Source organism: Lentilitoribacter sp. Alg239-R112 (genome assembly GCF_900537175.1).
Classification (GTDB): Bacteria; Pseudomonadota; Alphaproteobacteria; order Rhizobiales; family Rhizobiaceae; genus Lentilitoribacter.
The window spans coordinates 1,600,521-1,625,618 of record NZ_LS999833.1; the positions used below are offsets into that span (position 1 = coordinate 1,600,521).

Genomic DNA, 25,098 nt, shown 5'->3' on the forward strand with positions numbered 1-25,098 from the left:
AACTTACAGCGCGTTGATTAACCTACCGCGAAAACTGCCTAAAAACATCTCCCCACATATTATCATGCAGATGATTGGCAGCAATCGCCTGGCAATCAGCCTCTTTAAAACTGCTATAGTTTGATTTTGGCATTTGAGCACAAACTTCTCTCTTTGATTCAACAAAATCGCGCAAAGCCTGATCAATCCTGAGATCAAGCGGCGGTTGCTGATAATTGTCTAGCCACAATTTGCAAATTGCATTCGCGCGCGCTTCAGAAGTCTTAGCACCATCGGCATTCCATTGTTCAAAAATGCTATTGTCCGAAAGAATTGAACCATTATCAAACTTTCTAAAATTATCCTTGGTGTGACGACTCCCTAAAAAACTACCAGAAGCTATTCCGTCTGAAATCGTATCTTCGCTATCACCAAAACCGATGAATTCGACGGAAGAAACACGTCTTTGAAGCAATGAAAGCTGGTCAGAATCGGTAATAAATTTCTGATAAGAAGCGACCAACCCACCTTCCAATGAGCCCGCACCACATGAAATAATATTTGCCCCACTGGAAATTGATGCGATTAATCCGTTATGAGCCTCCAATGTTGCCTGTGAATCCAACGCTTTTGAGCCGGTAATTCCGCTCACTGCCCTAAATGGCACACCTAGTTTTCTTGCAATTTGCCCAGCGCACTGCATAAATTGGCCGCCCTCTGGAGAGCTGAACGATAGCGTACCTGTCTGCATGGAAGCAACGGCAGAAAAAACACCAAAAACAACGGGAGATCCCGGCCTAACAATTTGTGTAAATGCAGCTCCGGCAAAGAACTCTGCCGTAACTTGCACCAACGCATCAAAAATCGACATTGGACAGGTAATCCCCAGAAGCGCCATTGAGGTAATAACCGAAGCTTGATTTGACGAAGCATAGACCCGCAAAACATCAAGAACATTCTGCTCGAATTTTAACGGTGATTGAACATTGACTTCAGCCAACAAAACCTGATGGTTCTCTAAAAACTGCTCACCGAAAACAATCTTTGCGATTTCAACCGAGTGCAAAGCCTCCATCCGCGAACCGACAGCACCGCTAAAAGATTTATCCGAATATTTTATGTGCGCATATAAAGAGCTGAGATATCGCTCACGTTTATCAATGTCTGATGCCTGACATGGAGTAAAACCTTGCGCATGAACACTTGGCGAAACGTGTGCCAGTTTTATAAAATTTTCTAAATCATTCTGTGTTGACTGCCGTCTGTCACCGTTTAAATCTTGGACAAAATGTGCGCCTGACGATAGTGTAAAAGACGATGTGTCGCCACCAATTTCCAAAGAGTACTTTGGATTACGTGCATGATGGGTGAAAGTTCTTGGCGCGTTGGCCAGAAATTTTTGACACATCCCTTTTGGAAAATAAATTCGCCCATCTCGTTGTTCAGCTCCCGCATCAGTCAAGATGGTAAGAACCTCGTCATCAAGGCCAAAATCCACACCAAGATTCTCTAAGACAGATAATGCGCGCTCCTCTACAAGCGGCAATGTCGCACTATCTATGAGGTTCAAACCTTTGACAGCTTGCTTCAATGAACCAAAATAAGGCTCAATCACTTGATTTTTCTGCTCTCCGCGACGCGCCTTGGAGCCACCAGTTCGCTTACGCGCATTTTCATTGTCTTTTTTAAGATTCATTATTAAATCAAACATCATTTTGCTAGAAATTGCCAGCCGTTATTGATATAAATAGCAAGGTAATTTCGTATAAGTCTCAAGCCATTTCAACGGTGCAGAATAAATTAGAAAATTAATGCAAGCTCTTGATAAACGTTAGTTAAATTAACAAAGCCTTTGCACTTATATTAGATAATAATATCTCACGAAAGCAAGACACCAAAGAGGATCTCCCATGTCTGAAGAAGAAGAAATCATACTCTCTGAATTGCCAGATGATGAGCTGGTTCTCCAGATGCATGACGACCTTTATGATGGGTTAAAAGAAGAGATAGTTGAAGGAACGCAATTGCTTCTTGACCGCGGTTGGGAACCTTATGACGTTTTGACCAAATCCCTCGTTGCAGGCATGGCAATTGTCGGTGAAGATTTTCGTGATGGCATTTTATTTGTGCCAGAAGTATTGCTAGCCGCAAATGCAATGAAAGCGGGAATGGGCATTTTAAGACCACTTCTCATTGAAACTGGCGCACCGAAACTTGGCAAGATGGTGGTTGGCACCGTTAAAGGTGACATTCATGATATTGGCAAAAATCTTGTCGGCATGATGATGGAAGGTGCGGGATTTGAGATCGTCGACCTTGGCATCAATAATCCTGTTGAGGACTATATCGAAGCATTGGAAAAAGAAGATGCACAAATTCTTGGTATGTCCGCGCTTTTAACCACAACCATGCCCTATATGAAAGTTGTTGTGGATACACTGGTGGAAAAAGGCATCCGTGATGATTATATAGTTCTTGTTGGCGGCGCGCCACTTAACGAAGAATTTGGAAAAGCCGTTGGCGCTGATGCTTATTGTCGCGACGCTGCTGTAGCGGTGGAAACTGCAAAAGAGCTTATGGCACGTAAGCATAATACTCACGCCTCTGGATAAATAGAACTACGAGAAAACCGTTATGAAACAAAGCAATAACACAAAAATAAGAGTTATTGCTTGCGGTGCCTTAGCACGTGAAATCCTAGCCGTTTCAAAGTTGAATGAGCTAACGCAAATTGATTTAGACTGCTTACCCGCACAATGGCATAATAATCCTGAGAAAATAAGCCCGGGCGTAAAAGCAGCCATAAAAAAGGCGCGTACTGAAGGGTTTACAGATATATTCATTGCCTACGCTGATTGTGGTACCGGTGGAGAATTGGACAGGGTCTGCAAAGACGAAAACGTCAAGCGACTTCGCGGCCCACATTGTTATTCATTTTTCTCAGGTAATCTGGAATTTCAAAACCGCTGGGACAATGATATGTCAGCGTTTTTTCTCACTGATTTCTTGGCTCGACAATTTGAAACACTCATCATCGATACCTATAAATTGAAAACGCATCCAGAGCTCGTTGAGATGATGTTTTCCAATTACAGCAAGCTTATTTACCTTGCTCAAACCAACGATGTTAATCTAGAAGAAAAAGCCAAAGACGCTGCTAAGTTTCTGGGGTTAGAATATGAGTATCGCTTCACAGGATATGGTGATTTAATCAAAGAACTCAATGAATTAGAACAGTAAAGTACTGTTCGTTCAATTATCTATTTACCTTTTATTTTAATAGAAGATTTACGACGAAGCCAAGATAAGCAATGTAAACTTTCAATTTACTATACCGCATAACCGAATCCTCAATAGCTTTGTGTTCTTATCGTCATATAAAAAATATAAGATGGGACAGGGCATGGATGTGGCAATTACAAATAGCGCAATTACAAGTGTGACACAGGTGAATACTGAAGAAAATTGCGAAGAACTTTCAGTAACACTGCAAAATTTGGCAGATAACGCCACAGAGAATGTGAGTGTGAAACAAATATGCGAAGCGCTGGGAGATCGATCATTCGGTGCCTTTCTCCTCGTATTTTGCCTCCCAAATCTTGTCCCCCTTCCACCTGGATCATCAGCCATTCTGGGCATTCCACTAATCATTATTTCATTTCAAATTCTTGCAGGTCATTCGCAAATTTGGCTACCGAAACGATTAGCTGAATACAGCCTTAGTAAAGATAGTTTCCAATCTATGATTGGTAAAATCATTCCACATTTTAAAAAAGGCGAATCCTTTGTCAAAGAGCGTTACTGGCCAATAAATCTGGCGCTAGGTGATAAACTATTTGGCCTGTTTAGCCTTATTTTAGCAGTCGTCGTCACGATTCCTATTCCATTGGGGAATTGGCCACCTGCATTTGCAATTGCCTTTCTTGCAGCTGCCTATACAAAACGCGATGGGATTATGCTTTTCATAGGAACACTCCTTGGAATCGGCTCACTGATCCTTGCCGGTTCAGTTATCTTTGCAAGTATTGTTATTCTAAAGCACGTTTTTTAATCGACGACATATACCCGCTATGTAATGAATATGAGCAAGTCAGAGCAAAAAATTTTATATGTAACAGCGGGCGGGGACGCACCATATGCCCTCGCCAATCATATATATAGAACGCATCCCAACCTCATTATCGCACGTGAAAAAGCACAATCTAAAGTTGCCATAACATATTCCAGAGCCAGATCTAAAGGCTGGTTAAAAGCGCTCGGACAACTTGGCACAATGGTCTTCTCTCGTATAGGAAAATCTGTCTTTTTCAGAGTTTACAAACGTGAAATATCGGAGCGGAATCTTGATGTTAAACTAGACCGTAATATCGATATTGTAGACATTTCCACACCCAATTCATCAGAGTTTATTGATTTGGTTAAAACACTGAAACCAAAAATAATATTCCTTTCAGGGTGTCGAATTATCTCACAAGAAACACTGACTGAGATCGATATCCCTATCTTAAATTATCATGCCGGGATTAATCCAAAATATCGTGGTATGTTCGGTGGCTACTGGTCGCGCAGAAATGGTGATGTAGATAATTATGGAACGACAGTACATTTGGTAGACGCTGGAGTTGATACTGGCGATATTTTGTACCAAAGCATCATTCCCATTAAGGGGCATGAAACCATGCTCACGGATGCCATTATCCAAGTCACTCATTCAATGGACATTTCACTTAGAGCTATTGATGATGTTTGCAATAATAAAATAGTTGTGAAAGATGTGAACATCCCATCTCAGCTATGGTTTCAACCAACACTTTGGTCTTATATCTGGTGTGGTATTACCAAAAATATTTGGTAACCCAATAATCTTGTTCATCTAAGAACACTCATCACATAATATAAGAGAGAACAATGGCCAGCTGCACAATCCTCTATTGGAGAGATATTCCCGCACAAGTTATCGTCAAGAAACGCAGAAATGCAGCTAAGAGAGAACTATCTCTCAGATTTACGGAAGCAATTGACATGTGCGCTATGCGAACCGGCGCAGCTGAAAGCGAAGACTATCTTGCTGAGTGGCGCAAGGGTGACCCTGTTGAGGTTTCAGATGACTTAGAACAGGAAGCTGAACAGGCCGCAACCGCGCTCGAAGCTGAATACACGAAGGCTATACTTGTTGCATTGGTAAATTCTGAAGGCTGGGCAAAGAAATAGATGATTGACATGACGGTCGATCTTCCAGCAAATATGCCTTGTTATACTTTGGTATTGTAAGAAACCATCACTTCATATAAAGATATCTTTATATCTTGATGGCATTGCATTTTAATGACTTACAATGTCGCTAAATCAGGCAAAAGGAGCCGCCTTAAATGACACGTACGATCGTCGCCTCAGCAACAAAAGAAGTTATCATTGGTTTTGATCAACCATTTTGCGTTATCGGAGAAAGAATTAATCCGACAGGCCGCAAGAAACTTGCAGCTGAGATGAATGCCGGCAACTTTGACACTGTGAAAGCTGATGCTTTGGCGCAGGTTGCAGCCGGTGCGAGTATGCTTGATATCAACGCGGGTGTCACTGCCGTTAATCCCAATGAGACCGAACCTCCCCTGCTCGTGAAAACGCTCCAGATGGTTCAGGAACTAGTCGACGTACCGCTTACAATTGATAGCTCTGTGACAGCGGCAATCCAAGCGGGTCTGGAAGTTGCAAAAGGTCGCCCATTGGTAAACTCGGTAACGGGCGAAGAAGAAAAACTCGAAGCCATTCTTCCGCTCATTAAAAAATATGATGTTCCGGTTGTGGCTATCTCCAATGATGAAACAGGTATTTCTGAGGACCCGGATGTACGCTTTGCCGTAGCGAAGAAGATTGTGGAGCGTGCCGCAGATTTTGGAATTAAACCGGAAGATATTGTTGTAGACCCGCTTGTTATGCCAATCGGTGCGATGGGAACTGCGGGTGAGCAGGTTTTCAAGCTTGTTCGCCGACTTCGTGATGAACTTAAAGTCAACACAACATGCGGACTTTCAAACATCTCATTTGGCCTACCACACAGGCATGGTATTAATGCGGCATTTCTACCGATGGTCATTGGCGCAGGCATGACATCTGCGATCATGAACCCCTGCCGCCCTCAAGAGATGGAAGCCGTACATGGTGCAAATGTTCTAAATGGAACAGATCCAAATTGTCAGAATTGGATTATGACCTACCGTGACCACAAGCCGACAAGCTCCACCTCATCTGCGGCTGCAGGCAGCGAAGCGTCCAGCGGGGGACGTCGCAGAGGTGGCCGTGCAGCGCGACGTAGTGGCGGTGAATAAGACATGATGTTCAATGGATAGTTACTGAATTAATTCCGTTTACTGAATGATAGAAAGCCACATCTTCAAATGACAGATCATCTCGTCCTTTTCATGCCATCTGGCAAACGAGGCAACTTTGCAACGGGCACCCCCATTTTGGAAGCAGCCCGTCAGCTTGGTGTCTATGTTGAAAGTGTATGCGGCGGTCGCGGCATATGTGGACGATGTCAGGTGGAAACACAATTCGGGCACTTTGCAAAACATGGTATTACGTCTGAACAAAGCAGCATTTCCGAGCTGGGTGCCAAAGAAATTCGTTATGCTGAAAAACGTGATCTAAAAGAAGATCGGCGTCTTTCATGTTCGGCCCTCATCCTGGGTGATCTGGTTGTCGATATACCGCAAGACACAGTGATCAACGCACAAGTGGTACGCAAAGATGCAGATCAACGTGTTATTGAACGCAATTCAGCAGTTCGCATGTGTTATATAGAGGTTGAAGAACCAGATATGCATAGCCCTTCGGGTGACATGGATAGGTTGATCGATGGGTTAGAGAAAGACTGGCAGATTTCTAACCCACGAATAGACTCTCACCTTGTTTCCGAGGTGCAATCGGTCCTACGTGCTGGGAAATGGAGCGTAACTGTTGCTGTCCATCAAGAAACTGAACAGTCTCAGGCAGAAATTATTGCAATCTATCCTGAGCTTAAAAATGAAGCCTATGGCATAGCCTGTGATATCGGCTCAACGACGATTGCGCTTCATCTGACATCCCTACTGTCAGGCTCGAATATAGCATCTGCTGGCACATCAAATCCACAAATTCGCTTTGGCGAAGATCTGATGAGCCGTGTTTCCTATGTCATGATGAACCCAGATGGCCGAGAAGCCATGACGAAAGCGGTACGAAAATCTATCAATGAATTAATCGATCAAGTATGCGAAGATAGCGGCATAGACCGTCATGACATTTTGGACAGTGTATTTGTTGGCAATCCCGTCATGCATCACCTTTTCTTGGGCATAGATCCAACAGAACTTGGCGGCGCGCCCTTCGCTCTGGCTGTTTCTGGCGCAGTTCACCTGAAGGCAAAAGAGATTGATATCGAATTGAATGAAGGTGCTCGCACATATATATTACCCTGTATTGCCGGCCATGTTGGCGCGGATGCCGCAGCTGCCACGCTTTGCGAAGGACCGCATCGTCAAGATGAAATGATGCTACTTATTGATGTTGGTACAAATGCTGAAATCGTTCTCGGAAACAGTAGTCATGCCGTTGCAGCGTCATCTCCAACTGGCCCCGCATTTGAAGGCGCTGAGACATCTTGTGGTCAGCGGGCAGCACCTGGAGCCATCGAACGCATTCGAATTGATCCTGAAACCTTAGAACCGCGTTATCGTATCATCGGTGTTGAACAATGGTCAAATGAAGATGGCTTTGAGGAAAACGCAAAAGAAATCGGCATTACGGGCATATGCGGTTCCGGTATTATCGAAGTTATTGCCGAAATGTATCTAGCAGGCATCATTAGCGAAGATGGTGTTTTAAATGGGAAACTCGCAGAAAAGTCTGACAGAATTTTTGAAGATGGCCGTACATTCTCCTACCTCGTAAAAGAAGGCGAGCCTCGCATTATCGTAACGCAAAATGACGTTCGGGCAATCCAGCTTGCAAAAGCAGCTCTTTATGCCGGCGTCAAATTGTTGATGGACAAGCAGAAAGTCACATCAGTAGATAAAATCGGTCTGGCTGGTGCATTTGGTTCGTTTATCGACCCTAAATATGCAATGATTTTAGGACTGGTCCCCGATTGCATCGTTGAAAATGTTAAAGCTGTTGGAAATGCGGCAGGAACGGGCGCACGCATGGCCCTACTCAACCGCGACTATAGACGCGAAATTGAGAAAACAGTTCGGGATATTGAAAAAATCGAAACGGCTTTGGAGCCAAGCTTTCAGGAACATTTTGTCAATGCAATGGCATTTCCTAACAAGGTAGATCCATTTCCAAAGCTTGAAAAAACAGTCATATTACCACCGCGAGAAATGAATTCCGTGCAGAGAAAACAATCGGATCAGACTCAGCAGTCCCGCAGACGAGGTGGGCGTAATCGGCGGCCTAGGTAAAATAAGCCGCCAAATAATTAATCGTTTATTAACTGCAATGAAGCAGCTGCGGATCTACCATTTCGACCCTCTTCCAACTCATAAGAAAGCTTCTGATTGTCCTGCAATTCTGAGAGGCCTGCCGCTTGCACCGCAGAAATATGCACAAATATATCCGCTCCGCCATCATCGGGCGCGATAAAACCATAGCCCTTAGTTGCATTAAACCACTTTATTGTACCGGTTGCCATAAAACTCGACTCCATATTCCAATCATAAGAAGCAAGCAAAACGACCAAGAATTGCCCGCTCGCAATCTCTCAGCGATCAGACACCTCTAACGGTTTGAGACCTTCCAGAAACTGCACAAAAATAAACTAGCCAATTAGATTAAAATTGCAAGTAAGATTTTTTGACAGAATAAAATGTCAAAATAGCGATAGCTCAACAAAAAATTATGCAAAAGATGAGTTATCAGACTTATAGAAGATAACTTTATCTATAAATTTCAATACACAAGGGGTGCGTCAAATAAAATAACTCACCATCTTAGTTTTCAGATTCTTCAGGCCCGTGTAAGTAAACCTCCCGATGAGGATATGGAATTTCAATTCCTTCAGCCTGAAGACGATCATAAATTGCGACACGCAGCTCATTACGAACGTTGAAACCGTTGCTAATATCCGCAAGGAATCCCCTTAAAGAAAAATCCAGTGATGACGCTCCAAAGTCAACGAATTCAACACTTGGTTCAGGTATTTTAAGAAGATTTGGATTTTCATCCGCAATCTCCAGCAATAGATCCATGATTTTCTTGGGGCTATTATCGTATGAAACACCAATCGGAACCTCAACACGTCCAATAGAGTTTCGATGGGTCCAGTTCCCCACAGCACCATTTACCAGCTCTGAATTCGGTACGATAACTGATTTACGGGAAAAAGTTTCAATCTCAGTAGCACGAACGGATATTTCTTTTACAATGCCCTGCACACTGGTTGTCTCTACCCAATCACCAGCCTTAAAGGGTCTTTCCGCCAGAAGAATAAGACCAGATACAAAGTTACTAACAATAGTTTGAAGTCCAAAACCAATACCCAATGAAAGCGCACCAGCTACAAGTGCCAGCGAGGATAAGTCAAATCCTGCGGCGCTCACCGCGATCATCGCAGCAACAGCTATTCCAAAATATCCGATAACTTTGCGAACAGAATTACGAACACCTAACTCAACCTTACCACGACTTAAAATATTACGATCCAACCATTGTTGGAAGCGGCGCGTCGCAAAATAACCTATAGCAAAGAGGATGAGGCCAATTCCGATATTAACAATCGAAATTGTTATTCCGCCAATTTGTATGCGAGTAAAAAGATCAAGCCCCCCAGTAATCAACTCCTGCGGCCGATACCCCCACTGCAAGAGCACAAATGACAGACCAAGCCCAAATAAAAGGATGTTGATAATAATACCTGTAACAAGACCAAGACTATTCAATAGGCTCTGTGAAAACTGAAAAGTTGTAATCAGATGCTTACCCAAAAGAGATTCGGCGAAAGCATTTTCCTGCATAATTGCTTTTCCAGATAGCAATCCAAAATAAACTACAATCAAAATAGCGCCCGTGACAATGATTTGCGATGACATGAACGCACCCAATGCAACGTAACCAGCCAAACAGCTAAAAATTAATCCAACCCCTGTCATCAACATTGGCAGGCGAACCCATAGCGGCCAAGGTTCGCCATGACTACCAGAGCTCTCGTCTTTCGGAACCAGCGGTCTCAGTTGCGACGTGATAATCAATATAAGTGCAAAAAGTACTGTTTCGACAAATGCTTGAAGAACACTGCTCTGGATAGGTAAGTTCAACAATTCACGCACACCAGCACCAAGATAACTGACGGTCTGAATTAAAAACGTGAAAACTGCCAGACCATAAAGAGCCTTTGCGCTTTGGTCTGTCAAATTCAATAATCGCCCACGAGGTGCCCACGGCCCCAAGATAACTGACGCCAGCTTCAAAACGAGAACGAGCAAAACAATAGCCTGAAGAACGCGTGCGAATAGGGACGCAAAGTCCACTCGCAACACACCGAAGTTCAACAACAGAAAATACGTGCTTACACCAAAAGCTGCGACCGACAGGGTGGGAATAATAGCTGACCAAAAAGCCGAATTGAGCCGACTTCCAAAGCTTAGTTCGGCACGAGTGCTCTCATTATGTATAAACTGGCCAAAATACCTGTACCCACCAAAAAAAATCGCCATACCCGCAAGTATAGACAATGCAATGGAAATCAGGACACTTTGTTTTTTAAACTGCCAGACGAATGAAAGCCAAGAAAATGTCTTTGCTTTAAATACGGCAAATTCTCGCGAGAATGCTGCGGTAATATTTTCAAACGAAATCGTATCTATCTTCACGCGTTCAAACACTTGCGAGGTGAACATATCCCGACGCAGAAGACCAATATCAAAAATTAAATCCTCACCGGCAGCAGCAACTCCATCCAACTTCCCAATAAATACGGTAAGTAGCGCACTGTTTTCGGTTAGTTTATTGCGTTCTACCGTGATCGCCTCAGCCTCGGGTTCTGCACCATCAGCGGGTGCATCGCCAAGCGCGGTAAGGCGCTCCTTGTCCTTAACGCCTTCGGCACGCAGTCGATCAAGCATCTCCAAAACAGGTGCTAGAAAATCCTCTGTATCCGTGCGTAACTTAATAAGCTCATCTTCATTTTCCTGGTTATCGGTAAACCGCCGCTCCAAAATTTGTATCTGGGTCTCAAAAGACTCGATTTGCTTTTGATCTCGCTCAAAAGACGGAGAAATATTCTGCGCAGATGTAACCGTCAGCACACTGAAATTAACAAACAACATTGCAATGAAAAATCGCAAAAAATTACTCATATCTTAGCCTTTGGAATCAAGTGCTTCTTTAGATTTAAGGTTACTTTATCATATAGTTTTTTAAAAACACCAATCCAACATTGTTTTCAGATGGAGCGGCATTCTTTTGGATGGTCTGTAAAATAACAAACGATCATCATCTTCCCAATCAACCAATCAGAATTTCAAAAAATTACACTATATTGATCGACATCGCTAAAGGACAATGATCCGAAGCTTTCGGCCTATCCCAACCGACACGTGGATAACGCTCTACGTCCTGCCCATCGGGAAATACTGTACGCCAAGGCTGGCCGGCGCGAATTATATCCGGCTTTATGCTTGCAGACGATTTTGCGAGGGCTGGAGATAATAAAATGTAATCAAGTTGACACAAATGCTGCACATCTGGTCCACGTGTATGGTAAACTGTCCAACGGTCCAATTCATTTCTACGTAGCATTACATTTTCTGTAAAACCATCAGATAGAAAAACATCTATTGCACTGTGTTTTTCGTGCTCAACCTTAAAATCATAACCTGTTCTTCGATCACCAGTTACGACAACACGCTCATCGTAGTCATTCATGTCCCCACAAATGATAAAGCGTTTACTGTCAGTCTTCCCCTTACCAAAACGCTTTTCAATGATTTTGCGAACTGCCTTTGCCTCCGCCGCCCTCACTGGCATCGTATAGGTTTTTCCATCCAACCCATTTCGTGAAGATCCCATTGATTTAAAATGGACGACATAAATGGTCAACGGTTTACCACCAACTAGCACGTCAATCTCTAGGCAATCACGTTTAAAAATGCGATCCTTAGGATTATATCTTTCTGACAATTCTTCGGTAAATAGATCAAAATCTTCATAGGTTACATGGGCATGGCTTTGCATACGTACAAATTCTATGTCCTGCCCGTCTCTGGTTTGCTCGCGCATCATAACACCAACATCGATGCCCCGACGGTCATTGCCTTCCGCTAGGTATTTCTGGCGATAACCTTCACCAACCATCTTATAGAGATAGCCACGCTCAAATGCACTCAATGTATCGATATCTTCAACTTCTTGCAGGCAGACAATGTCAGCGTCAGTATCTGCTATAGCAAGCGCAGTGAGTTGTCGTGTATCATCTGTTAGAGAAACAATCCGAGCAATCTCCATCTGCTTATATTGTTCTTTGTCTTTCGGATCATACAATTGATTGACACGATCTTGACGATGATCTCGTTCGAAACCGGAAAAATCAAAACGACTTAATAGATTTTCAGCGTTAAACGTCGCTATTCTCAATACCATACTGACCACATTCCCTCATTATCCTGAAATGAGGGTTGGGCTTTTTTGCACTCAAGGTCAAGTGAAGTTTGATATACATTGACCAAGTTCAGCTATTCCCGTTTGGATATTCTCAATACTTGGATGCGAAAAATTTAGCCGCAATGTATTTATTCCCTCTCCATTTGCATGAAATGCATGCCCCGGCACAAATGCGATTTTGTGCTTATGCAATGCATGTTTTAGCAGCTTTGTCGCATCCATTGTCGCTGGCAATTTCAGCCAAATGAACATACCGCCCTCTGGTTTTGTCCAACTTACGCCGTTTGGCATATTTACATCCAACGCGCCCAACATGGCATCACGTTTTTGGCAATAAACCAACTTGAGACCTTCAACATGTTCATTAAAATCATGTTGCACGACCTCATGAACGGCCATCTGATTTATTGTTGGCGAATGTAGATCCGCAGCCTGTTTTATGAGCACCAGCTTTTCGATGATTTCCTTTGATGCGCAGACCCACCCTACTCGTAAACCCGGACTGAGAGTCTTCGAAAAACTTCCGCAAAATACCGTTCGCGCATCATCGACAGGTTTCCCATCTTCCATTTCCAACGCCAAAATAGAGGTTTGGTCTGATCCAGAATAACGTAAGGCCTTATAGGGTGCATCCTCGATAATAATTGAATCTGATATCTCGGCACTCTCAAGAATTCTGCGCCGCTCCTGTTCACTTAGTGTAACTCCCGTTGGGTTTGCAAAATCAGGCACAGTATAAATAAACTTTGCTCGCCCATTCCGTTTTTGCTCGATTTGAAGCGGTTCGAATTCAGGCTCATAAGGCCTAAATGCCTGCAATGCTCCAAGATATGTCGGATTATCGACAACGGCTACATCATCCTTAGAGAGAAACATTTTTCCAAGATAATCTAATGCCTGCTGCGATCCCGACGTTATGAGAATATTATCGACATCACAATCAACATTCAGCTTCGCCATATACTCAACAAGCCAATGTCTCAGTGGCAAATACCCTTCGCTAACCGAATATTGCAGGCTTTGTTCTGCATTCTTGCCACTAAGAATTTTGCTAAAAGCACTTTCAAATCGCTTCTTGGGAAACAATGTTGGATCAGGAATCCCGCCTGCAAAAGAAATAATATCATCTTGATCCAAAATTTTCAAAAGTTCACGAATTTCTGAAGCTTGCATATTCTTCATGCGATTTGCGAATAGGTCTGATATATTCATCGGATTCTCATTATGTCAGTGTTACTGACCTAGTCAGATATATTGACGTATTGAAAATTGCAACACTTTTCTTTTGTTTGATGTGCAGAACTTCCTATTTGGAAAAATAGATATAAGGTTTAACGGAACTCATACACTTTGTTTCATATGAAATTGAACTTGCGGAATAACATTTGATTACGTTTATAATTGCAGTGTTTCTTCTTCTAACCACACCAGGTCCCGGTGTTTTGACGCTCGCCGGCGTTGGTTCAGCATATGGCTACAGACATGGCTTTCGATATCTAATCGGTCTGCTTATCGGTCAAAACATTGTTGCCATTGCAGTTGCTACAGGTCTAGCGGCCATATTGCTAGCAGCGCCAATCATTCGAAATATTCTACTCGTTTTATCCGTATCTTATATGTTCTTTTTAGCATATAAGATTGCATTCTCAGGTTCAAAAATTGCATTTATTGGCGCCAGCAAATCACCTGGAATACGCGGCGGCATTATTCTGCAAATCATCAATCCCAAAGCTTATGTCGTTAATACAAGCCTATTTACGGGCTTCTCAATTTGGCCTGATAGTTTCACTACAGAGATTACATTCAAATTCTTTGCATTAAATCTAATTTGGCTATGTATCCACATATTGTGGTTAGCTATGGGGGTAACGATACATAGGCTTAGTTTATCCGCGAGAATTCAGCATTTTATCAATATAAGCATGGCCATAGCGCTCATAGCCGTTGTAGGGTTAGCATTATGGGCACAATTCTACGCCAACTAATGTGGCATTTTATTCCAAGCATCCAGCGCGGCAATTTTGTAAGCTTCTGCGAGCGTCGGATAATTGAATGTATTTTCAACAAAATATTCAAGCGTGCCACCAAGATTTATTACCGCCTGACCAACATGGATTAGCTCTGTAGCTCCCTCACCCACGATATGACAACCAAGCAATCGACGTGTTTTCAATGAAAATATCATTTTTAACATGCCTGTTTCCAGACCCATAATATGTCCGCGCGATGTCTCACGAAAACGCGCTATGCCACACTCATAGGGAATATTACGTTCGTTAACTTCTTCTTCCGTCATGCCAATAGTCGAAATTTCGGGCACAGCGTAAATACCATAAGGGAAATATTCTGGCGGTTCATGCGCCTTTTCTCCAAACGCATGGCACGCAGCAATTCGACCCTGCTCCATTGACGTCGAAGCCAAACTAGGAAACCCGATAACATCACCAGCGGCATATATGCCATTAACACTTGTTTCAAAGGTATTTGCATTAACGGAAATACGCCCGCGATGATCGCACTCAATCCCACAATTTTCCAAACCTAGACTATCTGTTGCACCCATCCGGCCGGCAGCAAATAACACCATATCCGACTTAATTGAGCGTCCATCTTCCATGTCAATCTGACATCCAGCTCCATCGAGTTTCTTCACTTTTTCAACTTTCTTGCCAAATCGTAGAATCATTCCGCGATCACGCAACTGATAAGTAAAATCGCTGATTAGTTCTTTATCGACAAAATCGAGCATAGAGTCCCTCGGCTCAATCAAGGTAACATGCACATCCAGCGCATTAAAAATAGTCGCATATTCAACACCAATCACGCCTGCACCAATAATGGCGATACTACGCGGCAGGTTCACCAAATCCAAAATCTCATCACTATCCAAGAATGTTTTACCATCGAAAGGATAGTCTTTTGGCCGAAATGGTTTTGTTCCTACTGTGAGAAGAAATTTATCGGCTGCAAGTTCACTAATTTCGCCATCCTCTCCATGCACCGAGATCTTTTTTTCTTCAATAAACCTTGCTTCACCTTTGATTGTATCCACGTGGTTTCGTGCGAATTGATGCTCAAGCACCTCAACTTCGTGATTAAGCGTAATATGCAGACGCTCGCGCAAATCATCAGCCGAAAGGTTTTCCTTCACACGATATGCACGACCATAAAAACCGCGCTCTCGCCACCCGCTTAAATTCAGCGCGGTTTCTCGTAGAGTTTTTGATGGAATTGTACCAGTATGAACTGAAACGCCACCCACTCGTCTGCCTTTTTCAACAACACAGACTGATTTCCCCAGTTTAGCGGCTTGAATTGCCGCACGGCGCCCAGCTGGCCCGCTGCCGATAACAATAAGGTCATGATGATCCAATGCATTCTCCCCAAATAGAATGGATAATTCATCTCATCAAAAACATATTCTAATTGCGTCGGGCTTACCCATACAAAAAGGGTCCGCTTTCATAACAGAAGCGAACCCAATTATTTACTTGTAGGAATTTGCGTCAGTAATCGTTGTAAAATGAGTCAGTAAACAGACTTGGCAACTGCTCGCGCGCATTTTCTGCAATTGTTTTCATAATTTCAAGCGCGGCTTCCATCTCTAGATCAACAATAGCTTCAGCAGTTAATGGGTTTTGTCCGGCAGGTTGAGGACCGAGAGAACCGCTTGGACCACCATCAAACAGGCTCGCCATATCATTTAAACTTGCAGGACCACCGCCAAACCCGAGGCCGCGCTGGTCACCATAGGCCATATAAGATGCTTGCGTTACTTCCGACCGCTCGAAAGACAATGTGGAAATTGAATTTCCGTTCTCATCTTCGGTTACAGAGAAACTGATACTAAACGATTGGGTGTTTGAATAAGAAATATTTTGATATCCACCCGAAGCATTGGAGCCCTCGAACGAGAACGCAGTCGACATCTCAAAATCAAGATTAAAACTTGTTAACTTGCCGTCGACTTGCTCCATATCGAATGAAAGTCCTGCATAAGACTCCAAATCAAGACCCGCGCTGTTGCCACGGCCATCGCTTTTGGATGCAGATACAGAAAGCGAACTCTCAAATTCGGCGCTTGTAAGCTGGGTAAGACTTCCCGCATTATTCCCACCCTTTACAGGTTCATCCGAAATTCGGTTCTGCATACTATCTAGGAAGGAGGTAAGGATCTGCGACGCAGCTTTATCAAAAGCCTGTCTGGCACCATCAGTATGCCCCTGCAGCGCACCTAATACATTTCTAGGGCCAGGAGGTGCCGATTTTTGCTGCCCGCCATTATCACTTCCAGATTGTTGGAGTGATACATTGGCAAACTGTTGGTAACCTGCATATGCTGAAATCATAATACTTGTCCGTTACTCCGTGTCCCCCCGAACACAAATTGAATATGGCATGCCTTAAAAAAACATGCACCATCTACGATCAAGAATACCTCTCTAGTATTAAGTGCGGCTTAACTTACCATTGCCAGAAATCGCGATATATCGTTAAGATTTGGGAAACCATAACAGCCCCCTTGAGCAAATTTGCACTCAAATAAATAGCAAACTATTCTCATAAATAATTAAGCCCTGAGCAAATGCACAGGGCTTAATTATTCGACAAACTTGCGAATGACGCAAATAAAATTAACAATCAGACGGCAAGCCTATCGCGCATTTTTGAGCCATTTTTTTAAATTATTAGAAAAGGAAGTAACAATTAAATCAATACGCTTGTCCGTCTTAGCCGTTGAGACATTCTTGATAGCGGAATAAATTAAACCAACAGGGATACCATTGATTGAAGAGCCATTATTACTGCCTCGATCCTCTCCTCTAATTTTGTGCGCAGCAATAGTCGCATTAGTGTCCACATCAACAATGCTTACGACACCGCTGACATAGGAATCAGAAGCCAGCGCAACGCGACCAACACCAGAAGCTATGCTGGCTTTATCCAAAAGAATAACAAGACGGGCTGGCTTTTGCCCAGTCATCAAATTTGGTAAATCAGCAGTAACACGCGCTTTGACTTGATCCGAAAATTTTTGTGCCAAAACCTCGGACGACTCATCTCCGAGTGATTTAACTCCTGTGCTAAACCGCAAAGATCTATTAACGACAACCGACTGGGCGTAGTAATTAGAAACCGCATTCACTGTGGCTGGATCTGGCTTTGTTTGGCAGGCAGTAATACTAACAAGAACAATAAGTAATACAAAAAAACGTTTAATCATCTGCAAGTCCCTAAGATTTTGAAGCCTTTTGGCTTAATAAGAAATAGATAGTCAAAACTACAAAGTAATGTAGATGCAATGCACCATTTGGCACAAAAAAACCAACCCCATCCAATTATTTAATAAAATCAATAATTGGATGGGGTTGGCAAAAGAGATCAAAATTGAAAATCGCTCTAGTTTTTAGCTTTATCAACCAACTGATTTTTGGCAATCCAAGGCATCATACCACGAAGTTTTGCGCCAACTTCTTCGATCTGATGTTCATCGTTCAAGCGACGGATACCTTTAAAGCGGGCACCACCAGCACGGTATTCTTGCATCCAATCGGATGTAAATTTACCAGTTTGAATATCAGTTAGAACACGTTTCATCTCAGCTTTTGTTTCGTCTGTGATGATGCGTGGACCTGAAACATACTCGCCCCACTCAGCAGTGTTGGAAATTGAGTAGTTCATGTTTGCAATGCCACCTTCATAGATAAGGTCGACAATGAGTTTTACTTCGTGCAAGCACTCGAAATATGCCATTTCAGGCGCATAACCAGCTTCTGTCAATGTCTCAAAGCCAGCACGGATCAATTCAACAAGACCACCACAAAGAACAACCTGCTCACCGAATAGATCAGTTTCACACTCTTCACGGAAGTTTGTTTCAATGATGCCTGAACGACCACCGCCAACGCCACAAGCATATGACAATGCAAGATCATGTGCATTACCAGAAGCATCATGATGAACAGCGATCAGGCATGGCACGCCACCGCCCTTCATGTATTCGCCGCGCACTGTGTGACCAGGACCCTTCGGTGCAACCATAACAACATCTACTGTTGATTTTGGTTCAATAAGACCGAAATGAACATTAAGACCATGGGCAAACGCAATCACAGCGCCATCGCGAATGTTCGCCGCAATATGATCCTTATAGATATCGGCCTGAAGCTCATCAGGAGCCGCCATCATCATAAAGTCAGCCCAAGCAGCTGTGTCTGCAACTGATTTAACTTCAAAACCATCTGCTTCAGCTTTTTTCACTGTCGGAGAGCCTTCACGAAGCGCAATAACAATACCTTCCGCGCCAGAATCTTTAAGGTTCATAGCATGAGCACGACCTTGTGAACCGTAACCGATGATTGCAACTTTTTTCGATTTGATGAGATTTAGATCCGCATCAGCATCATAATAAACGCGCATTTTATATCCTTCCAATAACAAGACTTATGTCTGTTTTTCTATTAATTATTTTCTCACTCAGCTCTTTATTGAGCCAAACAACTTGTAAAACTGTTCAACCGCTTGGTTGGCAGTATTCTCTATTTCATCTGCGCTCATATTATTGTTATCGCCGAGCAACAAACGCACATGAAAATCTGAAACGATAAGCCCGTATAAAACTCGATAAGTTTCATCGACCTTCGCAAATTTTAAAAAGCCTTTATCCTTCGCCGAATTGAGAAATGCGTGTGCACGCGCCTCAATCAATCCGCGACCATTCTTCATCAAAAGCGGCCCAAGCTGAGAAGCCTCGTCACTCGCCTGCCCTATGGCAAGCCGATTTAATGCTAATGAAATTTCACCCGACAAAACCGTAAGCAACTCGGTTGCAAAACGTACGAGATATTCTTTAAATGCAGCCGTACTTTTAAAAACATCATTATTCAAAACAGCTCCTACTTTGCTGCCTTGAACCGTCATCATTGCAGCAAGCAAACCATTGCGATCACCAAACCACTTATAGAGACTTTCTTTGGAACAATTTGAAGCCCGCGCAATGTTTGCAGTCGTCAACGCCTTCCCGCCGCCGGAAACAAGCAAATCCAGAGCGTTTTCCAACACTTCTTTCTGACGTATTGTCAGTTCGGATTGTCCATAATCTTGGACACCTGAATGATCAGTTTGCAACATTAATTTCTCCAGTACCGTACGGTACGGTTCTTCAATATTTCAAGTTTATGTCGTCGTCAACCATTTTTGCCAATTAATGAGCGGAATCGTCATCTTGGATCAAAATATATTGACTCCAACGCGCGGCTGGATAATAAGGTGACTTAATTATTCATGTTAAATAACGTTGATGCGTATGATTGTTTGTAGCTGCAATATTATTTCCAAACGAGAAATTGAAGAAGTCATAATTGAGCTTCTCCAAGATGACCCTTGGCGCCTAATTGTCCCCGGTGTTGTATACCATGCGATGAATGCACGTGGGAAATGCTGCGGATGCTTCCCTGGTGTTGTGGACATCATCGTCGCAACAACTCAAAAATTTCATGAAGAACAACAGACACCTTCAGCAGAGATTATTTGCTTCATGGATAAATTGAAAAAGCATCATGATGCCTGTGAAACAGCACGTATGATTGCTCGGCATCGTCAACTAAAGACCCGCAAACAAGCTTAGTTTCTTTTTTCTTTAAAAAACCACTCCTTCCCCCTAGACAAACTCACGCAAATCACTACTTTAGAATTATTCTAATCTGTAGATTCCACTGGAATCCAACCTATGTTAAAGAGAAGGGGTTAGCCATGAAGGGTAGCGCAAAAGTTATTGAACGATTGAATGAAGCTCTATTTTTAGAACTTGGAGCTGTAAACCAGTATTGGCTACATTATCGTCTAGTTGATGATTGGGGATTTGCTTTGCTTGCAAAGAAAGAACGCGAGGAGTCAATTGAAGAGATGCAACATGCTGACAAGCTGATCGACCGCATTATTTTTCTCGGTGGACACCCGAATATGCAAACCATAGCACCACTTAAAATTGGCCAAAACATCAAGGAAGTTTTAGAGGCTGATCTGGAAGGCGAATATGGTGCACGCAAATCCTACTCAGAATCTCGCAAAATATGCGAAGCTGAAGGTGATTTCGTTTCGATGCGTCTTTTCGATGATCTATTGGCCGATGAAGAAGGTCACATCGACTTCCTTGAAACTCAACTTGAGCTATTGGAAAATATTGGCGTTGAGAAATACGGCCAGCTAAATGCCGAACCAGCAAACGCTGCGGAATAATAATCAATATGTCTGGGTAACGCCTGTCGTTAAACGTTACCCAGACTAAGTCGTCGGCCAGCCACTAGCAGACAAAAACCGCTTTACGGTTCCTTCCATCCCAAATTCAAGTGCGTCTGCAATTAAACCATTTCCAATTGAAACTTCTAAAAGATTATCAACTGCACCTGCCAATCCTGGCATATTTGCGACGGTTAAGTCATGCCCCGCATTAACATCCATCCCATATTTGGCTGCAAAACCTGCCGTATGAGAAAGATCAGCGAGAGCATTCTCCGCAGCATCCGAATCGTCAAAAGTACTGCCATAGGGACCAGTATAAAGCTCAATCCGATCAGAACCAGCTTCACTAGCTGCAATAATTTGGGTTTCATCAACATCAGGGTCGCAAAAACACGATACGCGAAATTGCTTTGTTTTTAAGCGCGTTATTATCGGCACCAAAACATTGTGGTTTGAAATAAAGTCCCATCCATGATCAGATGTCGCTTGAGATGGATCATCTGGCACAAGCGTCACCTGGTCGGGCTCGTGTTTTTCGACCAACTCCAGAAACTCACCTGTTGGGTAGCCTTCAATGTTCAATTCAGCATCGGGAAATTCATCATCAATAAGCGCACGTAGCGGGGCCAAATCTGAAAACCTTATATGCCGCTGGTCAGGTCTTGGATGTACCGTCAAACCATGAGCCCCGGCATTTAACGCAATACGCCCTAAACCAACGACGTCTGGCCAAGGCAGATCACGCCTATTTCGAAGCAAGGCGACCGCATTCAAATTTACAGATAATTTAGCAGGCATTTCACTAACCTCCACTTCAAACACTATCTTAATATACGCTAGTACATTGTCTATGAATACCAATATAAATTGATGTAACCAGTTAAAAAATTCATGTGTGACAGCTTTATTCTGAGATTGCATAACGCAAGGCGCTGCAATTTGATACAGTAAACTAAACTGTTCTCAAGTTTCATCACATGTCAGGTTTCATACTCCGACAACATCATTGATGTTCTTCTTCCTGAACATCTATAAGCGACTGATTAATAAGGTCGATCGCGTTGGTATATTCTGCCCATGCAATGATTTTTCTGTGATCATTTGATCCAACAACAGGCAACCGCATCTCACCTGTTTCATCAAACAATTTCAATGCAGTTTCAAAATTATCTGTCGGCTTCAAAACCAAAACATCGCCCTCAGCAAGAACATCATCACCTTGGCCACTTGCAGATCCATCAAGCTCAATCATGATATCAGAAACCCAAAGATTCCTCAGCATTGCGCGGTACGGCCCGTGTCTTACATCCAACCCACGCAACTCAAGCTGCCAATGGAAAAAGGAGCGACCATGGATAGCCTGATTTATCCCGTGAGAAACCGCGATTGTAAGAAGCAATGCTATAGAAAGTGTATATCCTCCCGTCAATTCAAACGCGATCACCGTTGTCGAAATCGGAGCTCCAATGACAGTTGCAGCCACCGCCCCCATGCCTAAAATTGCATATAGACCTGGATCAGAGGCCATCTCTGGCAATATTCCTGCCGCAGTAATACCGAATACACCACCCGTAAGCGCACCTAAATAAAGAGCTGGTGAAAACACACCACCACCAAATCGGGAGGCATACGTGAGAGCCGATGCAAATATTTTTAGCGTGATCAAAACGACCATAAGCATAACGGGAATTCTTGTCCAAAGAGCATCATTTGTCGTCTCATAACCAATGCCCAATATTTGCGGATAGTAAGTACCGATTATCCCTAATGCTAAACCACCAAGAACGGGTCTGATCCACAACGGAAGGTCAAGCTTTTTCGCCGAATAGTCCGCGAGGAACAGACTAAATTGGAAGATAATAGCAACAAACGCACAAACCATTCCCAAAAGGAAGAAAGCCGGAAATTCAAAATATGAGATAATTTCATAACTTGGAATAGAAAATACCGTATCTTCACCCAACCAAAGTCGGGAAATGACAGTACCTGATACCGAAGACAATACAATTGGAACAAAAGAACGAGCAGAATAGTGCCCCAGTATGACCTCATGAGCAAATAATACGCCAGCAATCGGCGCATTGAAGCTAGCAGAAACGGCAGATGCAGCTCCCGCAGCCAGCAATGTTCTACTCGATTTTTCTGGCAATTTCATCTTGCTTGCAAGTGAACTCGCAAATGATGCGCCAAGATGAATGACTGGCCCCTCACGACCTGCGCTTGCTCCTGCCCCAAGAGAAATGACAGTTACAATTGCTGACCAAACACCTTCTCGAAAACTCAATTTACGACCAGAAACATGTCGAGCTTCCATAACATCAGCTACACTTCCAGCGCGGTGTATTTTCAATACAAACTGCAACAGTAGACCTACAATTAACCCGCCGGCAGCTGGCGTTAGTAAGATAACGAGGAAGTGTACATTTTTAAGCTTAGCAAGAAAAATTTCGCTCCGTTCACCTGACCAAACATATTGTACAAAACCGATAAATTCATTGAACAAGACAACAAGGATTGCTGCGCCAATACCGATTATAATGCCAAGCATCCAAATTAGAGGCTGTCGATGTGTTGTAAAGCTGGATAAGTTAGGCCGTATCCACTGAGAAAAAAGCCCTATGGTTTTACTGGTGATTTCAAAGAGCAATTATATTCCCCATCCATTTATATTGCTTCAATTTCGTGCACTAAATCACTAAAATCTAGACAAGTTAGACGAACCCTATCATAAAGAATCAAAGCTTTTTGGAAGGATAACATATGCCTGCGGCAAGTTCCGAGCAACGGTCTGAAAAAGTCTCTCTCGTGATAGATGTATTGCGGCAGCAGTTAGGAGAAAAAATCAACACAGGTGAGAGCGTACGTTCACAGCACTCTCATACAACGACATCTCTCCCTTCCCAACTTCCAGATGCAGTTGTCTTTGCAGATAATCCTGATGACATTACTATAGTTGTTAACACCTGCGCTAAATATGAAGTACCAGTTATACCGTTTGGAATTGGTACATCTCTTGAAGGACAGATAAATGCTGCAAACGGCGGCATCTCAATCGATGTATCCGGCATGAATAAAATCCTTTCAGTTAATTCAGAAGATATGGATTGCACAGTCGAACCCGGGGTAACCCGCGAACAGCTTAACAGTTACTTAAGGGACACAGGCCTTTTCTTTCCCATCGACCCTGGAGCCAACGCAACAATTGGCGGAATGACTGCCACGCGCGCCTCAGGCACAAATGCTGTCAGATACGGTACAATGCGCGAGAATGTAATTTCAGTTGAAGCTGTCACGGCAGATGGAAAGAAGATCAAGACAGCGAATCGCGCTCGCAAATCATCCGCAGGCTATGATTTAACACGGCTTTTCGTTGGTTCCGAAGGCACCTTAGGTGTAATAACAGCCATAACGCTGAAACTACATAGTGCCCCGTCAAGTATATTGAGCGGTACTTGCGTGTTTGACGACATTGAAGCAGCTACAAACACGGTGATCATGACCATCCAAATGGGTATCCCTGTTGCAAGAATAGAGCTTATGGATGCCGTGCAAATTAGAGCTTCAAACATTTATTCTGACATGGATAATCCTGAGAAACCTACGCTCTTTATCGAATTACACGGAGAGGAGGAAGATGTTGAAAAACAAGCAGAAATGTTCGCTGAAATCGCAAAGGATTTTGGCGCACAAGACCCACAATTTTCGTCTATTTTGGAAGAAAGAAACAAACTCTGGAAAGCACGCCATGATGCTTATTGGGCAATGAAAAGCCTTAAACCAAATACTGATATGATTACGACGGATGCATGTGTGCCCTTATCCCGGTTTTCTGAATGTGTTGTAAAGTCTCAACAAGATCTAGCTGAATTGAACCTGTTCGGCGCAATTATTGGACATGCCGGAGATGGAAATTTTCATACTCAAGTCATGATCAATCCTGATGATGATGATGAACTTGTTCGAGTAAGAGAATATGCCTCACGCGTAAGTAAGCGGGCAATTGAGATGGATGGAACTTGCACGGGTGAACATGGCATCGGACAGGGAAAGCAAAAATATTTAGATCTAGAACTTGGAGATAGTGTGGATATTATGCGACAGATTAAAAAAGCACTGGACCCAAAAAATATAATGAACCCGGGTAAGGTTTTTCAATTGAACGGACAAACAAAATGAAACCGTTGCGTTACTTAAATTCACCGCACTTAAGTACTAAAAGTAACATCTAGCGCAATCTCATCA

At 43.1% G+C, this 25,098-nt stretch carries 23 protein-coding genes; 11 read left to right on the top strand and 12 right to left on the bottom strand.

The features are described 5' to 3' along the window. Positions 1-22: 22 nt before the first annotated feature. Entirely contained in the window at positions 23-1,675 is a 1,653-nt protein-coding gene (locus G3W54_RS08110) for a trimethylamine methyltransferase family protein (RefSeq protein WP_162652576.1), read from the bottom strand. A 214-nt stretch (positions 1,676-1,889) separates the two neighbouring features. On the opposite strand from G3W54_RS08110, the gene G3W54_RS08115 reads away from it, so the two are divergent. From G3W54_RS08115 to G3W54_RS08145, 7 genes are all read left to right on the top strand, one after another. Further along, entirely contained in the window at positions 1,890-2,591 is a 702-nt protein-coding gene (locus G3W54_RS08115; protein WP_162652577.1) for a B12-binding domain-containing protein, read from the top strand. A 22-nt stretch (positions 2,592-2,613) separates the two neighbouring features. Continuing rightward, positions 2,614-3,219 carry a DUF1638 domain-containing protein gene (locus tag G3W54_RS08120; RefSeq protein WP_162652578.1) on the top strand — a complete coding sequence of 202 codons (606 nt, stop codon included), beginning with the start codon at positions 2,614-2,616 and terminating at the stop codon, positions 3,217-3,219. A 163-nt stretch (positions 3,220-3,382) separates the two neighbouring features. Continuing rightward, entirely contained in the window at positions 3,383-4,030 is a 648-nt protein-coding gene (locus G3W54_RS08125; RefSeq protein ID WP_162652579.1) for an exopolysaccharide biosynthesis protein, read from the top strand. Between the two features lie 30 nt (positions 4,031-4,060). Continuing rightward, the gene (locus G3W54_RS08130) at positions 4,061-4,834 is read left to right on the top strand and encodes a formyl transferase (protein ID WP_162652580.1); all 774 of its coding nucleotides are present in this window, start codon (positions 4,061-4,063) and stop codon (positions 4,832-4,834) included. 53 nt (positions 4,835-4,887) lie between these two features. Next, positions 4,888-5,190, top strand: a complete 303-nt coding sequence (locus G3W54_RS08135) for a virulence factor (protein WP_162652581.1) — start codon at positions 4,888-4,890, stop codon at positions 5,188-5,190. Between the two features lie 158 nt (positions 5,191-5,348). Further along, a complete protein-coding gene (locus tag G3W54_RS08140) occupies positions 5,349-6,305 on the top strand; it encodes a methyltetrahydrofolate cobalamin methyltransferase (protein WP_162652582.1) in 957 nt (318 codons plus the stop codon). A gap of 69 nt (positions 6,306-6,374) precedes the next feature. Then, entirely contained in the window at positions 6,375-8,420 is a 2,046-nt protein-coding gene (locus G3W54_RS08145) for an ASKHA domain-containing protein (protein ID WP_162652583.1), read from the top strand. Positions 8,421-8,437: 17 nt separating this feature from the next. Here G3W54_RS08145 and G3W54_RS08150 read toward each other — a convergent pair whose 3' ends face one another. The 4 genes from G3W54_RS08150 to G3W54_RS08165 all read right to left on the bottom strand — a co-directional run bounded on the left by G3W54_RS08150 (position 8,438) and on the right by G3W54_RS08165 (position 13,827). Further along, on the bottom strand, positions 8,438-8,650 hold the full coding sequence (locus tag G3W54_RS08150) for a cold-shock protein (RefSeq protein WP_162652584.1): 213 nt from the start codon (positions 8,648-8,650) through the stop codon (positions 8,438-8,440). 298 nt (positions 8,651-8,948) lie between these two features. After that, the gene (locus G3W54_RS08155; RefSeq protein ID WP_162652585.1) at positions 8,949-11,312 is read right to left on the bottom strand and encodes a mechanosensitive ion channel domain-containing protein; all 2,364 of its coding nucleotides are present in this window, start codon (positions 11,310-11,312) and stop codon (positions 8,949-8,951) included. Between the two features lie 172 nt (positions 11,313-11,484). Then, a complete protein-coding gene (locus tag G3W54_RS08160; protein WP_162652586.1) occupies positions 11,485-12,594 on the bottom strand; it encodes an endonuclease/exonuclease/phosphatase family protein in 1,110 nt (369 codons plus the stop codon). A 57-nt stretch (positions 12,595-12,651) separates the two neighbouring features. Further along, entirely contained in the window at positions 12,652-13,827 is a 1,176-nt protein-coding gene (locus G3W54_RS08165; protein WP_162652587.1) for a PLP-dependent aminotransferase family protein, read from the bottom strand. 173 nt (positions 13,828-14,000) lie between these two features. Between G3W54_RS08165 and G3W54_RS08170 the strand changes: the two genes are divergently transcribed. Continuing rightward, entirely contained in the window at positions 14,001-14,600 is a 600-nt protein-coding gene (locus tag G3W54_RS08170; RefSeq protein ID WP_162652588.1) for a LysE family transporter, read from the top strand. On the opposite strand, the gene sthA is transcribed toward G3W54_RS08170, so the two are convergent. The 5 genes from sthA to G3W54_RS08195 all read right to left on the bottom strand — a co-directional run bounded on the left by sthA (position 14,597) and on the right by G3W54_RS08195 (position 19,746). Continuing rightward, entirely contained in the window at positions 14,597-15,988 is a 1,392-nt protein-coding gene (sthA, locus tag G3W54_RS08175) for a Si-specific NAD(P)(+) transhydrogenase (RefSeq protein WP_162652589.1), read from the bottom strand. The genes G3W54_RS08170 and sthA overlap by 4 nt on opposite strands. Positions 15,989-16,121: 133 nt before the next feature. After that, positions 16,122-16,964 carry a hypothetical protein gene (locus G3W54_RS08180; protein ID WP_162652590.1) on the bottom strand — a complete coding sequence of 281 codons (843 nt, stop codon included), beginning with the start codon at positions 16,962-16,964 and terminating at the stop codon, positions 16,122-16,124. Positions 16,965-17,269: 305 nt separating this feature from the next. Then, positions 17,270-17,839 carry a hypothetical protein gene (locus G3W54_RS08185; protein ID WP_162652591.1) on the bottom strand — a complete coding sequence of 190 codons (570 nt, stop codon included), beginning with the start codon at positions 17,837-17,839 and terminating at the stop codon, positions 17,270-17,272. A 176-nt stretch (positions 17,840-18,015) separates the two neighbouring features. Next, positions 18,016-19,035 (bottom strand): ketol-acid reductoisomerase, encoded by a 1,020-nt coding sequence (gene ilvC / locus G3W54_RS08190; RefSeq protein ID WP_162652592.1) that lies wholly within the window; start codon positions 19,033-19,035, stop codon positions 18,016-18,018. Between the two features lie 57 nt (positions 19,036-19,092). Continuing rightward, positions 19,093-19,746, bottom strand: a complete 654-nt coding sequence (locus G3W54_RS08195) for a TetR/AcrR family transcriptional regulator (RefSeq protein ID WP_162652593.1) — start codon at positions 19,744-19,746, stop codon at positions 19,093-19,095. Between the two features lie 175 nt (positions 19,747-19,921). Between G3W54_RS08195 and G3W54_RS08200 the strand changes: the two genes are divergently transcribed. Further along, positions 19,922-20,242 (top strand): (2Fe-2S)-binding protein, encoded by a 321-nt coding sequence (locus G3W54_RS08200; protein ID WP_162653615.1) that lies wholly within the window; start codon positions 19,922-19,924, stop codon positions 20,240-20,242. 125 nt (positions 20,243-20,367) lie between these two features. Next, a complete protein-coding gene (gene bfr, locus G3W54_RS08205; RefSeq protein WP_162652594.1) occupies positions 20,368-20,853 on the top strand; it encodes a bacterioferritin in 486 nt (161 codons plus the stop codon). A gap of 45 nt (positions 20,854-20,898) precedes the next feature. On the opposite strand, the gene G3W54_RS08210 is transcribed toward bfr, so the two are convergent. Next, on the bottom strand, positions 20,899-21,654 hold the full coding sequence (locus G3W54_RS08210) for a pyridoxine 5'-phosphate synthase (protein WP_162652595.1): 756 nt from the start codon (positions 21,652-21,654) through the stop codon (positions 20,899-20,901). Positions 21,655-21,859: 205 nt separating this feature from the next. Beyond that, complete coding sequence (locus tag G3W54_RS08215) at positions 21,860-23,503, bottom strand: chloride channel protein (protein WP_244627861.1); 1,644 nt, start codon at positions 23,501-23,503, stop codon at positions 21,860-21,862. Between the two features lie 113 nt (positions 23,504-23,616). Between G3W54_RS08215 and G3W54_RS08220 the strand changes: the two genes are divergently transcribed. Then, entirely contained in the window at positions 23,617-25,032 is a 1,416-nt protein-coding gene (locus tag G3W54_RS08220; RefSeq protein ID WP_162652596.1) for an FAD-linked oxidase C-terminal domain-containing protein, read from the top strand. Positions 25,033-25,098: the final 66 nt, after the last annotated feature.